This is a genomic window from Gilliamella sp. Lep-s35 (assembly GCF_009795845.1).
Classification (GTDB): Bacteria; Pseudomonadota; Gammaproteobacteria; order Enterobacterales; family Orbaceae; genus Gilliamella.
The window spans coordinates 67,970-82,597 of sequence record NZ_WTEX01000012.1; the positions used below are offsets into that span (position 1 = coordinate 67,970).

Annotated in this window: 19 protein-coding genes; 13 read left to right on the forward strand and 6 right to left on the reverse strand. The window is 34.9% G+C overall.

Annotated features, from left to right (window positions below; translation table 11 throughout):
- Positions 1-37 precede the first annotated feature (37 nt).
- The 5 genes from rfaC to GQ590_RS07050 all read right to left on the reverse strand — a co-directional run bounded on the left by rfaC (position 38) and on the right by GQ590_RS07050 (position 4,598).
- Positions 38-1,000, reverse strand: a complete 963-nt coding sequence (rfaC, locus tag GQ590_RS07030; protein WP_160407660.1) for a lipopolysaccharide heptosyltransferase RfaC — start codon at positions 998-1,000, stop codon at positions 38-40.
- The gene (rfaF, locus tag GQ590_RS07035) at positions 1,000-2,049 is read right to left on the reverse strand and encodes an ADP-heptose--LPS heptosyltransferase RfaF (RefSeq protein WP_160407662.1); all 1,050 of its coding nucleotides are present in this window, start codon (positions 2,047-2,049) and stop codon (positions 1,000-1,002) included. Before rfaF ends, rfaC begins: the two co-directional genes overlap by 1 nt.
- Positions 2,050-2,053: 4 nt before the next feature.
- Complete coding sequence (gene rfaD, locus GQ590_RS07040) at positions 2,054-2,986, reverse strand: ADP-glyceromanno-heptose 6-epimerase (protein WP_091120937.1); 933 nt, start codon at positions 2,984-2,986, stop codon at positions 2,054-2,056.
- Between the two features lie 107 nt (positions 2,987-3,093).
- On the reverse strand, positions 3,094-3,864 hold the full coding sequence (locus GQ590_RS07045) for a methyltransferase domain-containing protein (protein ID WP_160407664.1): 771 nt from the start codon (positions 3,862-3,864) through the stop codon (positions 3,094-3,096).
- A 2-nt stretch (positions 3,865-3,866) separates the two neighbouring features.
- Positions 3,867-4,598, reverse strand: coding sequence for a 1-acylglycerol-3-phosphate O-acyltransferase (locus GQ590_RS07050; RefSeq protein ID WP_160407667.1), 732 nt, complete (start codon positions 4,596-4,598; stop codon positions 3,867-3,869).
- Positions 4,599-4,686: 88 nt separating this feature from the next.
- Between GQ590_RS07050 and GQ590_RS07055 the strand changes: the two genes are divergently transcribed.
- From GQ590_RS07055 to GQ590_RS07070, 4 genes are all read left to right on the forward strand, one after another.
- Positions 4,687-5,100, forward strand: a complete 414-nt coding sequence (locus tag GQ590_RS07055) for a hypothetical protein (protein ID WP_160407669.1) — start codon at positions 4,687-4,689, stop codon at positions 5,098-5,100.
- Complete coding sequence (locus GQ590_RS07060; RefSeq protein WP_160407670.1) at positions 5,081-5,395, forward strand: MnmC family methyltransferase; 315 nt, start codon at positions 5,081-5,083, stop codon at positions 5,393-5,395. Before GQ590_RS07055 ends, GQ590_RS07060 begins: the two co-directional genes overlap by 20 nt.
- Positions 5,396-6,017: 622 nt before the next feature.
- Entirely contained in the window at positions 6,018-6,905 is an 888-nt protein-coding gene (locus tag GQ590_RS07065) for an SDR family oxidoreductase (RefSeq protein ID WP_160407672.1), read from the forward strand.
- Positions 6,906-7,045: 140 nt separating this feature from the next.
- Positions 7,046-7,708, forward strand: a complete 663-nt coding sequence (locus tag GQ590_RS07070) for a hypothetical protein (protein WP_160407674.1) — start codon at positions 7,046-7,048, stop codon at positions 7,706-7,708.
- A gap of 71 nt (positions 7,709-7,779) precedes the next feature.
- On the opposite strand, the gene GQ590_RS07075 is transcribed toward GQ590_RS07070, so the two are convergent.
- Entirely contained in the window at positions 7,780-8,541 is a 762-nt protein-coding gene (locus GQ590_RS07075; protein WP_160422563.1) for an IS5 family transposase, read from the reverse strand.
- Between the two features lie 96 nt (positions 8,542-8,637).
- Between GQ590_RS07075 and GQ590_RS07080 the strand changes: the two genes are divergently transcribed.
- Genes GQ590_RS07080 through GQ590_RS07120 form a run of 9 tightly spaced genes read left to right on the forward strand, consistent with a single transcriptional unit; the run spans position 8,638 to position 14,557 of the window.
- The gene (locus tag GQ590_RS07080; protein WP_160407678.1) at positions 8,638-8,997 is read left to right on the forward strand and encodes a DUF4280 domain-containing protein; all 360 of its coding nucleotides are present in this window, start codon (positions 8,638-8,640) and stop codon (positions 8,995-8,997) included.
- A gap of 4 nt (positions 8,998-9,001) precedes the next feature.
- Complete coding sequence (locus tag GQ590_RS07085) at positions 9,002-10,036, forward strand: AHH domain-containing protein (RefSeq protein WP_160407680.1); 1,035 nt, start codon at positions 9,002-9,004, stop codon at positions 10,034-10,036.
- Between the two features lie 33 nt (positions 10,037-10,069).
- Positions 10,070-10,591, forward strand: coding sequence for a DUF1629 domain-containing protein (locus GQ590_RS07090; RefSeq protein WP_160407682.1), 522 nt, complete (start codon positions 10,070-10,072; stop codon positions 10,589-10,591).
- A gap of 3 nt (positions 10,592-10,594) precedes the next feature.
- The gene (locus GQ590_RS07095) at positions 10,595-11,143 is read left to right on the forward strand and encodes a DUF1629 domain-containing protein (RefSeq protein ID WP_160407683.1); all 549 of its coding nucleotides are present in this window, start codon (positions 10,595-10,597) and stop codon (positions 11,141-11,143) included.
- Positions 11,144-11,164: 21 nt separating this feature from the next.
- Complete coding sequence (locus tag GQ590_RS07100; protein WP_160407685.1) at positions 11,165-12,190, forward strand: AHH domain-containing protein; 1,026 nt, start codon at positions 11,165-11,167, stop codon at positions 12,188-12,190.
- On the forward strand, positions 12,190-12,744 hold the full coding sequence (locus GQ590_RS07105; RefSeq protein ID WP_160407687.1) for a DUF1629 domain-containing protein: 555 nt from the start codon (positions 12,190-12,192) through the stop codon (positions 12,742-12,744). Before GQ590_RS07100 ends, GQ590_RS07105 begins: the two co-directional genes overlap by 1 nt.
- Before the next feature lie 20 nt (positions 12,745-12,764).
- Positions 12,765-13,343: a DUF1629 domain-containing protein gene (locus tag GQ590_RS07110; RefSeq protein WP_160407690.1), complete on the forward strand. Its 579-nt coding sequence runs from the start codon at positions 12,765-12,767 to the stop codon at positions 13,341-13,343.
- 25 nt (positions 13,344-13,368) lie between these two features.
- Positions 13,369-13,923 carry a DUF1629 domain-containing protein gene (locus GQ590_RS07115; RefSeq protein WP_160407692.1) on the forward strand — a complete coding sequence of 185 codons (555 nt, stop codon included), beginning with the start codon at positions 13,369-13,371 and terminating at the stop codon, positions 13,921-13,923.
- 10 nt (positions 13,924-13,933) lie between these two features.
- Complete coding sequence (locus tag GQ590_RS07120; protein ID WP_160407694.1) at positions 13,934-14,557, forward strand: hypothetical protein; 624 nt, start codon at positions 13,934-13,936, stop codon at positions 14,555-14,557.
- Positions 14,558-14,628 lie beyond the last annotated feature (71 nt).

Here is a 14,628-nt window from a genome sequence, read left to right on the forward strand (position 1 = left end):
CTTATTCCTTTTAATTAAATTGTCAGTAGAAATTCAACTACAAAAAGTCACCCAATTTTTGATAAACCTGATTAGCACTAATTGTTTTCATCATTTTATCTGGTGATATAATGCTGTATTGATTTTTTCCATATCCTCCTATTAGCATAGGATCGGTTTTGCCAAATAGTGTAATATTGGGTCTATCTAATGCAGCGGTTAAATGGCTTAGTCCAGTATCAACCGATACGACTGCTTTAGCTCCCACAATGACAGTTGCGATGTCATTAAGTGAAAGTTTTGGTAATACTTCAACATGGTTAAATCCTTGAGCAAGGCGTATTGCTCGTTGCTGTTCATGTGAAGCTCCCCAAGGTAGCTTAACTTTTAAGCCTGTCGGTTCAATAAGTTTGATTAATTGTCGCCAACCGTCTTCAGTCCAATGTTTTTCATATCGAGTTGTGGCATGCAAAAAAACAAGATACTGTTGGTTATCGCTAGGCAACGAAGATAAAAAGTGGCGAGCAATGGCATAATCACCCACTGAATTAGGTAAATTGTATTGTAGAGTTTGTGCAAATAACAATCTGATGCGTTCAATGGCATGCATTTGCTTGGGGATATTATGTTTTATATCATAAAACCAACTAGCAATAGGCTCTTTGATACTTTTGCGATCTAAACCATGTTTAATGCCTTGAGCTTTACGAGTAATAAAAAATGCACTTTTAATAAGCCCTTGGGCATCAATAATTGCATCATATTGTTGTTGCTGTAAGTTATTAATAAAGTCGTGTCGCTCTTGACGAATAGCTTTAGAAAACCAATTTTTTCGCCAACGCCTTATTGCCACAGGGATGACCTTATCAACAGCACAATGCCAACTTGGAATTTGGGTAAAGTTTTCTTCAACTACCCAATCAAAGGTAATATTAGGCACGCAATTTGCAGCATCGGTTAATGCAGGTAAAGTATGTAGAACATCGCCCATTGATGAAGTTTTAACAACTAATACACGCATTATCTATTACTCTTTTCACAACGCATTATCAGTTTCATCAATGTTTCAAATACGTTCTCAGGTTTAATATCGATTAAGCTTTGATGATAGCCTTGCTCTGCATTACCTTGGCGGATGCGCTGATATCCGGTAATTAAACGAATAACTTCGGCTTTATTTGATAATGGCGGTGTAAAATCAGGGCTGCTTGGTCCATAAAGTGCGACAAGTGGTTTATCTAATGCAGCAGCAACATGCATCAATCCTGAGTCATTAGTAACAATTGCTTTACATGCTGCAATTAAACTTACCGCTTGTTCTAATTGCGTTTGACCTGCCAAGTTTATACATTGATCGCCATGAGTCATTTTGGCAATAATCTGCTCGCCAACATTATGATCGTTTTTTGAACCAAAAATAATAATTTTAGCATGTTGTTGAACTAGCATGTCGGCAAGGGCAGCGTAATGATAATCAGGCCAACGTTTTGCTGGACCAAATTCAGCTCCTGGGCAAAAGCCAATTAATGGTTCATCTTGTGTTATTGTAAAGGTTGAAAGTGCTTGAGCTATTTCATCTTGGTTAACACTAAGTTTAGGCCATAATAAAGGTTGTGATAAATCAGATGCTGAATGTATTTGCTCTTTAGGATACGCTAGCGCAATATAGCGTTCAACCATTAATGGAAAAGCTTGTTTATCGAGTTTACGCATATCATTTAATAATCCATAGCGCATTTCACCTTTCCAACCTGTACGTTTAGGAATCTTGGCAAAAAATGGAATTAATGCTGATTTAAATGAGTTAGGCAACACAATTGCTTGATCATAATGGCTATCACGAAGTGATTTTCCTATTTCGTGGCGTTTTGATAATGCAAATTCACCATGACCTATAGGCATATCAATAGCTTGATTCACTTCAGGCATTTTATTTAATAATGCTTGGCACCAAGCTGGCGCCATAACATCAATTTCATTGTTAGGATCAAGTTGTTTTAATGTGCGATACAAGCTTTGCGACATCATCATATCGCCAACCCAAGATGGACCAATAATGAGTGTTTTCATTAAATTACCTTTCTTGCTTATTAAGCCATTGCATATATTTGGTTGTGCCTTCTGCGACTGTTTTAAATTCAATCTGGCAACCTGTTTTTCTAAAGTTAGATAGATCTGCCTGTGTAAAGCTTTGATAACGGCCTTTTAAATGATCAGGGAAAGGGATGTAATCAATTTCTTCTTTTTTGTGGTAAGTAAGAACGGCATCAGCCACAGCTTGGAATGATTCAGCACGGCCTGTTCCACAGTTATAAATGCCTGAAATATTGTTTTTCCAGAACCATAAATTGACATCAACCACATCACCAACATAAATAAAATCACGTTTAAAGTTATCGCTACCAGCAAATAACTTTGGCTTTTCGCCTTTATTAATTTGTTCATTTAAATGAAACGCAACACTGGCCATACTACCTTTATGATTTTCTCGAGGACCATAAACATTAAAGTAACGGAATCCGCAAACTGGTGATTTTGCTTCGGGTAAAATTTCTCTGACATATTGATCAAATAAAAATTTAGAATACCCATAAACATTTAAAGGTTTTTCGTATTGACGATCTTCAATAAAGTTATCGCTGCGTCCGCCATAGGTAGCAGCTGATGATGCGTATAAAAATGGAATATTAAAATCTAAGCAATAATGCAGTAAATCTTTGGAATAATCATAATTATTTTCCATCATAAATTTGCCATTCCACTCGGTGGTTGATGAGCAAGCACCTTGATGGAAGATAACGTCAATATTAAGGTCTTCGTTTGAAATGATAGCAGCAATAAATTCGTCTTTATCCATATAATCGGCAATATCTAAATCAGCTAAATTAGCAAATTTAGTGCCATCAGTTAAATCATCAACGACTAAAATGTCTTTACGACCTTGATCATTTAAACCTTTAACAATATTACTACCAATAAATCCAGCCCCACCGGTTACCACGATCATATAATTTTCCTTAACCAATAAATTTATCTGCTTATGATACCGATTTATGGCAAAATTTTCGAGTGATCATTTTAAAAAGCATGAATGAAAGTGGGATATTTACGAATTTATTTTATTTTTGCTGTGACTAAAATATATCTTGCTAAGTGAAGATAAGGTTCTGTTTGGCAGTATTTTTGTTCCAGTTCTAATAGTTGTTCAAAATGGGTTTCTGCTTTGGATTTATTAGTAAGATAATCGTGAAAAATACGAATCCCCGTTTTTTGTAAAATAGTAAAATTAGCTTGAATAAGCCATTGATATACATCGTTCGGATCCCTTGGATAATCGGGCGAAAGTGTCTTTTTTTTGCGTTTAGCTAGCCCAGCTTGAGTGTAGCCAAAATTGCCTAATGTCACCGTTTTAAACAAAAGTGCATGATAATTATAAAACATTAACGATAAATAACCGTCAGGTTTAAGATGATTTTTTAATGAATTTATCAATTTAATTGGATCAGCTACCCATTCCAATACCGCATGGCAAATAACTAGATCAAATTGTTGATTAATTAAACTATCAAGGTGCTGAATAGAGCAACAAAGGCAATTGATAGTTAGGTTTTCTGCTAGTGCTTTTTGTTTGGCTAGTTCTAGCATTTGCTCCGAAATATCACAAAGCGTTACTTGATGGCCAAGTTTGGCTAATCTACAGGCGATTTGACCTTGTCCTCCACCTGCATCAAGTATGGTTATTGGTTTATTGGTGGGGTAGGTCGCTAAGATCTTTTCTAGTTCTTGCCACACTATCGCTTCACGAATTTTACCTTTAGTCGTGCCATAAATGTTTTGAGCAAATTTATTACTGATATCATCAAAATTACGATCTTGTTTATTCATAGTTATTTTTGATTATTTAACTGTTTTGCTTCTGCATTTATTTGTTCTATTTTATTTGTCATTTTATTATGGCATTGTTCCATTAAAGCTCTAGCATCTTCTTTGCTTAATGTGTTGGTTTCAATAGGCTCTAGCATTTCAACAATAAAATGACCATTATTTAAACGGTTTAATCTGATATCATTGGTTTGAGATACGCAAATTGGCACAATAGGCACTCCCGCTGCAATTGCTGCTTTAAATGCGCCAGTTTTAAAAGGTAATAATCCACGACCACGGCTACGAGTACCTTCAGGGAACATCCAAATAGAAATATTACGTTTTTGGATTTCATTAACCACTTGTCCAATTGTATCGTGAGCTTTTGATTTATTATTACGATCAATAAGAATATTACCAGTAAGATAGTAAAGCTGCCCAAAAAAAGGAATCCAAGCCAAACTTTTTTTACCAACAGTGACTGTTTTAGGTTGTACAACATCGCTAGCTACAACGATATCATAATTATTTTGGTGATTGGCAATATACACACAGCTACCTATTTTACTAATATTAGGGTGAATGCGAGTATCCACTTTTACGCCAAATATCGGTTTAAAGAAAAATCCAAATAAATGAGCGAATCTTGCAACATTTTTGGGGTTTCTTGGATTAAACAAGCAAAAAATGGTGCCTAACACACAAATAGCAACACCAATTATCACAACACTAATTAGACGAAAAAGAAATACCATAATTTACCTCATAAGTTAACTTGGCGTATTATATACATAATCAACATTAATATACAGTTGTTAAATATTACTGTTTAAAAGGGTATTCATGCATAAATCGACTATTTTTTGGAATGAAAATCAGACACCAGTTTCTGTTTATTTTGATGATGTGTATTTTAATACGGAAGGGGCAATTGCCGAAACCACTTATGTTTTTATTGATGGTAATGATTTACTTCAGCGTTTTACTCAACATCAAAAAGATACATTTGTCGTTGCTGAAACAGGTTTTGGTTCGGGGTTGAGTTTTTTGATTTTATGGCAAACGTTTTTAAATTTTAGGCGTCAGCACCCAAATCATAAACTTAAGTATCTTACTTTTTTTAGTGTCGAAAAATATCCATTATCATTAGACGAATTAATCAAGATTCATGATAAGGTCATTTCTAAAAACTCGCCTTTATTTTTGTTAGCTAAGCGGCTTCAAACGCATTTAATTGATGCGACTTGTCAGTTTTGACAACGTCAGTTTAGCGATATGTTATGATGATATTAGCAATTACTCAGATTTTTTAGCAAAGCAAAATGTATTGATTGATACTTGGTTTTTTGATGGATTTTCACCAGCAAAAAATCCTGATATGTGGTCAGCATGTTTATTTAAAAATTGTTTTAAACTAACCGCTCATGGTGGGCGTTTTGCTACTTTTACAGCAGCTGGATTTGTTCGTCGTCATTTAATTAATGCTGGATTTACTGTTCAAAAACGAAAAGGGTTTGGTTTAAAACGTGAAATGTTAGTGGGGTATAAGTGAGTTTGCTTTTTATCTATATATATTACAGTCATTTATCAAATTACGGTAAACAACACGAGTAATTCCTAACATTAAGTAATTTTTCTATATTTAGACTTTTTACTTAAACACTATGTTTTCCTGAAGCTTTTTGACAAAGATGGATCTATTTTTGATGGTATTAACTATCACTACGATATTAATAATATGAAAAACATCATAATTAAATTAAAAATCAACATGTTGCGAAAGTTATTCACCATTTTATTTAATTTGTTATAGCTAGCTTAGTTAATTTTAATTTGCTACACTAAAGCCAGTAGAAAATTATACAACGTTCATGGCTTTGACATGACTATTTTCACTGTTCTCACCAAGCCCACTCAAAGCCAGCTTTAATGAATTTTTTAGTTCTTATTTTTAATTTTTTTGAAAATTTAGAAGGTGTTACTAAGTAGCAAGATTCAGTTTTAAAAGCAGAAGTCTTTAAAAAGTCCCGTTCTTAAACTATATAATTTATTGAATTGATTAAGTGTTTTAAACATTGATATAAGTACACATAGGAGCTTGTGAGTCTTAATCGATTTTTATTTAAATTATATTGGAAGTTTCGTAAAAATATAGATTAACTTAGGAGCAAATTATGCGTAAACAAATCTATAATCCACTTACAAAATATCATCATGACAAATTTCCAAAACAAAAACAGGTTGCGCCAGCTTTACAGTGTGAAATGACCCCGATTCCTGATTGTGGCGAAAAGAGCTATCAAGGACATAATCGTTTAGAAGGACGTAAAATACTTGTGACTGGTGGTGATTCAGGCATTGGACGTGCAGCGGCGATTGCTTATGCTAAAGAAGGTGCTGATGTGGCTATCAATTATCTTCCTTTTGAACAAAAAGATGCAGAAGAAGTGGCTAAAGTTATTGAAGCTGCTGGGCGTAAAGTTGTGTTAATTCCCGGTGATTTAAGTGACGAGGCTTTTTGCAAAAAATTAGTTGATGAAGCTCACGATAAATTAGGTGGGTTAGATAATTTGACGTTAGTTGCTGGTAAGCAAACTGCGGTCGAAAACATTATGGATCTTACTACAGAACAAATTAAAAAAACGTTTGAAGTGAATGTGTTTTCGCTCTTTTGGGTGACTAAAGCGGCTTTAGGATATTTAAAACCTGGTTCGACTATTATTACAACGTCATCTGTTCAAGCTTATCAACCTAGTGGTAATTTATTAGATTACGCTTCAACTAAAACAGCTATTATTGCCTTTACTCGTGGCTTATCTAAACAGTTAGCTTCAAAAGGGATTCGGGTAAATTGCGTGGCACCAGGTCCTGTTTGGACACCATTACAAATTTGTGGCGGTCAACCAAGTGATGTAATTCCTGAATTTGGTAAACAAACTCCTTTGCAACGAGCAGGTCAACCCGTTGAGCTTGCAGGTGTTTATGTGCATTTAGCATCAGAAGAGTCAAGCTATACAACAGGCGAAACGTATGGCGTTACTGGTGGTATGCATATTAACTAATGAATATTTGTCACTGTAAAAGTGCTGTTTTATGCGCTCTTACAGCTGATTTATAGGTAATTAATTTTTAAAATCAAATAGACTATTGCGAATTAAAATCGCTATAGTCAATATCAATTAAAAAATAGAAGGGGAATAATATGAAACTTTTTAAAGTGATCTCTTTAGTAGTGTTAGGGCTTTTTTTAGTTAATTGTGATAATTCAAAACAAAAAGCCGATGATATCAAGCAACAAGCTGAGCAAACAAGTTCGGAAATGAGTGACAAGGCCAATCAAGTAGGGGCTCAAATTAGCGAACAAGCGAATCAATTAAGCTCTCAAATTGGCGATAAAGCAAGTCAGTTGGGTTCGCAAATTGGAGATCAAGTTAAGCAAGCAAGTTCAGCTGTTAGTGATAAAGTAAAAGATTTGTATGAACAAACCAAATCAGAAAAAGATGATATGCTTAATAAGGTTAAAGAAGGTAATTATAGTGTTGCCCAAAGTTTAATGATCAAGGCGATTAAAACAAAATTACCTGCATCTATTGATCCGAGCATAACTTTAGTTGATGTATCAACAGATAGTAATGCAATTGATTATAAATATGTCGTGAATAATATTACTAAAGACGCATTACTAGCTGAAACCAATCAAAAAAATTTACAAAACAAATTGGTTGCGTTGTATTGTGGTGATGATGCTAGTATGAAGACGCTAAGATTAGTATTCCCCAAAGGTGCTAATCATAATTATTATATCAATAATGATAAAGTTCTTTCAGTGGATGTAAAATCAACTGATTGTGATGATAATGATTAAATATATTTTGATTAACTTGAATAAAATAAATAGTTAATAGGGGCTGTTGATCTTTGCTGTACATAAATTGCTCAACAATACATTGGCAGCCACATTAACATAAATGCCAGTGATACCATACTGGCATAATTCCTTTCTAACTTATCGTATCGAGTTGATATTGAACGATATTGCTTGATTCTAGCAAAGGCATTCTCGACTAAATGACGATAGCGATAAAGGCACCTATCCATACTGCTTTTATCTATATCCTTACCATAATTACGTTTAGCAATCACCGTTCGCCCGCCTTTTTGACGAACAAAGCACCGAAAAGGCTCGCTGTCATAACCTTTATCGGCTATCACTGTATTGACTTCATCGAGCTTTTCAACTAGGTTTTCTGCATAAGTGATATCATGTCGTTGTCCTTCAGAAAGCTCAAAACAAATAGGCAAACCACCACTATCAACCGCAAGATGAATTTTAGTTGAATGACCACCACAGCTCTGACCTATTTGCTCACAATGCTCCGTTGCAGCGCCTGTACTATGTTGATGAGCCCTGATAATCGAGCCATCTAGGAACCCCCATTCAAAATCCGCTAGTTGTGATAACTGTTTGAAAATATCAACTAATATTCCTTTTTTAGACCACAAATTAAATCGTCTATAGACGGTGCTCCATTCACCAAACTCTTTTGGCAAATCTCGCCAAGGAATACCGGTTCTCATTCGGAAAAGGCTCCCTTCAAACGTCATCCGATGCTCGGATTTATTATTAACTCGACCGGTATTTTTCATTATTTGTAGTAGCTTTTCCCACCGTTTATCTGTTAGCATTGTTCTTGGCATGATGAATCGAGTTATGGTTGTTTTTTGCAGAATTATTATAACTCATATCATGCCGTATAAAAAATAATCACCAAAGATCAACACGCCCTAACAATTATGGGAAAAAATAACGAATTTGTAATAGACGGTGCCACCATAAAATGTACGATGGGCGACAAATCAGCCTCATTAAAAGTCACCTCCAATTTTAGCGTGTACATAAAAAATAAACGCGTTGCAACCGCATTAGACTGCACCAACGTTAATATGATGCCGCCACTGGTTACCTTTGGCACTTGCAAACCCTACAAAGCCGTACCCCCTCCGGGTTGTTTATGCACCTTTATCCCGACCGGACCGTGGAGGGGCACCTACGCCAAAAAAACCATTGGCGGTAAAAAAGTATTAATTGGCAGCTCTTACCTTATCTGCCCCAGAGCAGCCGGAAAAATAAGTATAACCAAAACCGGACAATAAACAGATGGCACAAAATAAATCAGGCAACTGGAAAGAGCCGTTAAAATGTCCGGTTTGCGATAAAAGCATAAAAAAAGACGACCCTAACCACCAAAGAGGCAGAATACAAGACGGTGCCCCTGTAGGTGATGGACCGACAATTGGCGTTAATATAGTCAATCTTCACTATAATAAAACCTTTAGAAATCACCCTTTTTATTTAAAATCTGAAAAAACAAGTAGTCATGATAAAAATGACCGTAACGGCGTAGAAGCGCATCACTTGGTTACGTCAGCCTCTATGGCACAAAAACTAAAATATCAACATTTAGCCCTTTTTTTAGGATATAATATTAACCATTCCAAAAATGGTGTATTGCTGCCTACCACGATGAAAGTTGCTTGCCACTTTGGCGTACCGCTGCATAGGGGCGGACATGGGGTTACGTTTATAAAAAAAGAAGAAAATAGGGATATAAATACCCTGCAAGGCATGACAGAAAAATTAGATGAGTGGAGCAAGGAATTTAACCAAAAGGAGGAGATTGTTTTTTCTTCCTACGATATTGCTAATGAGTTAACCCAACGGACGTATCAAGTGCATGTAAATAAATTAGTGGCTGATATTTGTAAACAATACTTAAAAATAAAGAAATTTTGTGAATATACGGTAGAAGAAATGGAAAATTTAGCCGAAAATTTCATTAATGCTTTGGATAATTTAAGTCAATCTCTTTTTCGTGAGCTTATTTCGTTTAACTGGACGCTCACTTCCGACGGTTTTGACTATAAACCCGGCGGCATCGGTTGCTGCGGGCAAAAGAATCTGCCCGATAAAAGAGCTTTTTTTAAACAAGCCGACTCTAGCTTAAAATCGATGAATGTTCGCGAGCTGATGTCTGCTATATATTCCAACAGCCAGAAGGCAGACGACATCAAAGCCAAATTACAAAATAAAAAATGCATTGCAGGAAGCATGCAACATGCTGCTGTTATAACGAACAACCACAAAAACTATTTTATAGAAAGAAAAAACTTACAACCCTTTAAATTTAAATAAAACATGGAAAATTATTACTACATTGAAACAAAAATGGATCAGACATATCCCCTTATTAAAGAAGTAGGATATGAACCGGAAGACGACGACAGAAACGCTACATTAGTCTATTTAGAATTTAATGACCCGATCCCGCGAAATCCGGTAATGGCAGATTTTTTATCCGGTCCGGAAATTTATATAACCGATAAGATCGTTGAGGTTATAAAAAATTTTAGTATTAAAGGGGTTAAATTTATTGACACGGAACTTACCACCCCTAAAGGTGAGTTGATTGAAGATTATTTTTGCATGTTGGTTGATAATGATATTGAAGTTTTAGATAAAGAAAAATCGGAATTTACCTATAAATATCTAGTTTATAGTGTCTCAAAATTTATTTTAGATAGAGAAGTATTAAATAAAATCCCATTAGAAGAACGATTAATATTTTTACCAGAAGAATCCCCTTCAAAAATATTATTCCATGAAACCGTCGCTAAAGCCATAATGGACGAAAACCCTACTGGTATGGAATTTATTAATATAGAAACAGGGGGTAAGCCGTTGGGGTAAAACATGGAAAATTACTATTTTATACGAAGAAAATCAGATCAAACGTATCCTTTACTATGTATTACAGAGCGAGATGATCCAAAGAATCCAACTTTAATAAATTTAGAGTTTAATGGCACTATTCCCCGAAATCCGGTAATGGCTGATTTTTTATCGGGTCCAGGAGTTTTTATAACCGATAAGATCGTTGAGGTGATTAAAACTTTTACACCTAAAGGGGTGAGATTTATTGACACGGAACTCACCACCCCTAAAGGTGATCTGATTGAAGATTATTTTTGTATGTTGGTTGATAATGATATAGCAATCTTAGATAAACAAAAATCTGAATTTACCTATAAATATTTAATTTATAATATATCAAAACTCGTTTTAGATAGAAAAATATTAAGCGAGATTCCGTTGGAAGAAAGATTGATTTTTATACCAGAGGAATCTCCAGAAAAAAAACTATTCCATGAAACCGTCGCTAAAGCCATAATGGACGTAAACCCTACCGGTATGGAGTTTATTAATATAGAAACAGGTGGAGTAACACATTTTATTAATTAAAAACCGCCTAATTGCTTATAAATGTACAAAAGCACTACAAAAAAAGACTCAATAAAATGCCCCAAATCAGGATGCAAGGGGCATTCGGGAGATGAAAAGCATAAATGCGAAGCAATACCCAGAGGCGATTACTCTGGAAACGGATTAAAATTAGGGCAACATATCCTTAAAAGCTCTAATGGAAGCAACAAACATTATGGCGGTAGTTTTAGTAATCATCCCTTTTACTATCCAAATCCGCAAAACAAAATGAAACAAAATGACCGTAACGGCATAGAAGCACATCATCTGATTACAACCGATTCAGTTACTCAAGATGAAAGATACGAAAAATTAATCTACATATTAGGTTATAACATAAACCACCGTAATAATGGCGTATTATTACCCACCATAATGGAAGTTGCCTGTACCTTTGCCGTTCCCTTGCATAAAGGTGGGCATTCAGCTACATTTATTCTTGAAAGGAAAATAATGCAAGATTCTACAAATATTGATACTTGGTCGTTTCAATCCAATACACAAGAAAAAATAAAACCTATTCTACCTAGTTATAATGCACAAGACGAGTTGGCAATATTGAACTATAAAAATCATGTAAAACGTATAGTTAAAAAGATTTGCGAAAAAGTTCTGTTCTACGATATTTGTGATAAAAATAAGCAGCAAGAATTAGCTAAGAATTTTATAATTGGTATGGATAAACTGAGTCAAGTCATATTTAAAAAAATCAGTACCTTTAAATGGACAATAACCGCCGACGGCTTTTCGTATTCACCAGGAAATATTGGTTGCTGCGGTTGTGATGATCAAGAGACAAAACGAAAGCTGCTGAAAGAAAAATTAAAAGGTACTCAAAGATTAGCCGCCAGCAATCCCAAAAAATTTTGGGGTGTGCTTTATTCTTCAGAAAAAGTGTGTAATAATTTAAAAAGTGCTGATTTTACTTGCACAGCCGGAGCCGTAACCCCAAACCATCATCGGAATAATAATACCGGCTATTATCAGGAAAGAATAAATATAGAAAAATTTCAAGGATTTAAATAATGGAAAACACAAACAACATGAGTGATTTTGAATACTATTTTATGGAAAGAAAAGAAGACCAAGCTTATCCATTTGTTGCAATTTTAGAACATAATAACGATTTGGTTGAAGCCCAGCTAGACGATCCTTTACCTCGCCACCCCGTATTAGCAAATTATTTAAAAGGTTCTAAAGATTTTGTTACAAAAAATATAGCAGAGGTAATGATGTCTATGAATATGGAAGGCGTACGGATTGTGCCGGTAGAGTTATCCGACCGAAAAGGCGGGTATATCGAAGATTATTACTGTATTTATGTTGATGATAATACCTATGAAGCCCTGGATAAAACTAAATCGGATTATGAATATGATGAAGAGTGTAAGTTTTATTTCATCGATAAAGTCGTCCTGGACACAGAAGCGCTAAAAAAGATCCCGTTAAGCAAACGCTTAGGCTGGCGATTATTCGAAGAACCTGGAACGTATTTATACCATAAAACAGTAGTAGACGAAATTAAAAAACTAGAACCCACAGGCATAGTATTTATTAATGTAGAAGATTATGAATTTTAGACGATGAGAACACAAACAACATGAATGAATTTGAATATTATGTATTAGAACGAGATTCTAGTAACACTTATCCTCTAATTATGTGTGATGAAGATTCTGAACATACGGAAGAATATCTATATGATTATGAAGATGAAAAAATACCAGAACCAGAGGTAATGGAATTTACTTTTAGTGAGCCTTATTTTAGCAAACCAGTAATTGGTGATTATTTTTCTCAACCTGATTCGGTTATTTCAGAAAAAATAAAAGAAGTATTAGCTCCAATGAATATATTGGGTATACAATTAATACCGGCAACAGTTACTAGTAACAAAGGAGATATTTATGAAGATTATTACTATGTCCATATTTATAATAATATAGAAGCAATGGATAAAGAAAATTCTAAATATGATAAAGGAGAAAGATCTTATTTCATTGATAAATTTAAACTTGATGAAAATCATCTAAAGGACATTCCATTAAAGGAAAGGTTAATTTTTAAATTAGCTGAGGATTTAACTATGATGCTATATCATAAATCAGTAGTTGACGCCATAATGGCTGTAAACCCTACTGGATTAAAATTTACTAAAGTTGAAAATTGGCATATTTAAAATGCTAGTATTTAAACCGTAAGCCATGACAATATACGAACTCAGTATAGACGGCGATAATGCTACAAGTTTAGACTTTCCCATACAAGATGAGCAGGAACAATTCCTGCTCCTTGCCGAAGAAAAAATCACCAATAACCTATCGGTAAAAGCACAGTGGCAAGAATTTTTAGTATTAAAAAAAGAGCCTAAAATAGATATGGATTTTAATGATATAAATGATATGGGTGTTTATATCATTAGCCCACGCGCCTATGAGCTACTCTACCCTTTATTCGATGATTCGGTCGAAGTATTACCTTTAAAAAGTGATGACGGTACTTATTTTCTGCTCAACATCATTCAAACAACCGATTGTCTGGATAAAGAAAACTCAGTATATACAGCCTTGCCCGGCGGGCAAATTTTGGAATATGAAAATCTTAGCATAGATCCGCAAAAAATCACTTGCCCTTTGTTCCGTATACCAGAGTTGCCTTATACGGTACTCATAACCGACCAAATACAGGACATATTTTATTTGCATCAATTAAAAGGACTGCATTTTACCGAGAATGAATTTGTAACCAGCGATTTTTAATTTATAAAAAATGAGCCAAGAATCCCCACTATTTAATGCATTAGCGCTTACTATAAAACAAGTTACTCCTACACTGGAAAAAGACGAGAAAATCTATGCGCATCAAATTGTTGCCGTGTCTGATGCAGGCAGGCGGTTTACCCTTAAAGAGCGTCGGGGCTTACCCATGCAGAAATACGTAGGGCAAAAATTACAGTGCATTATTGAAATACTCGATGCCCAATTCTTTTTTCCGGCCAATAAAAAAGAGATAGATGCCTTACCTGCAACCACCTTGAAAGGTATCTACCAATGGAAAGAAACAGGTTATAAATTTATTCCCGAACTTATAAGAATGGTTGAGGGGGCGTTGGATGACGAAGATCACGACTATGATGAGGACGAATATGAAGAAAAAGCACCGGAATACTTTGCGAACTGGGGCGAATTTGGTTTAGGGCTGGATATATACCAAACAAAACCGATGATAAAAATGGGGAATGGTGTTTGTCTGCTAAACGAATACTGCCAAGAAGAGCTAATAGACGAATGGGAATATGGACAAGAATTATATTTTATGCCCAAAACCTTGTTACTTCGTGGTATTCATACCGGAAAACTTAAATACAACCCAATTGCATTAGCTCAAACTTAATCTGACAGACACATATTACTCATCGGCTTTCATTTTAACAAAATGCGTGTCCGATGAGCAAAATAAATTCT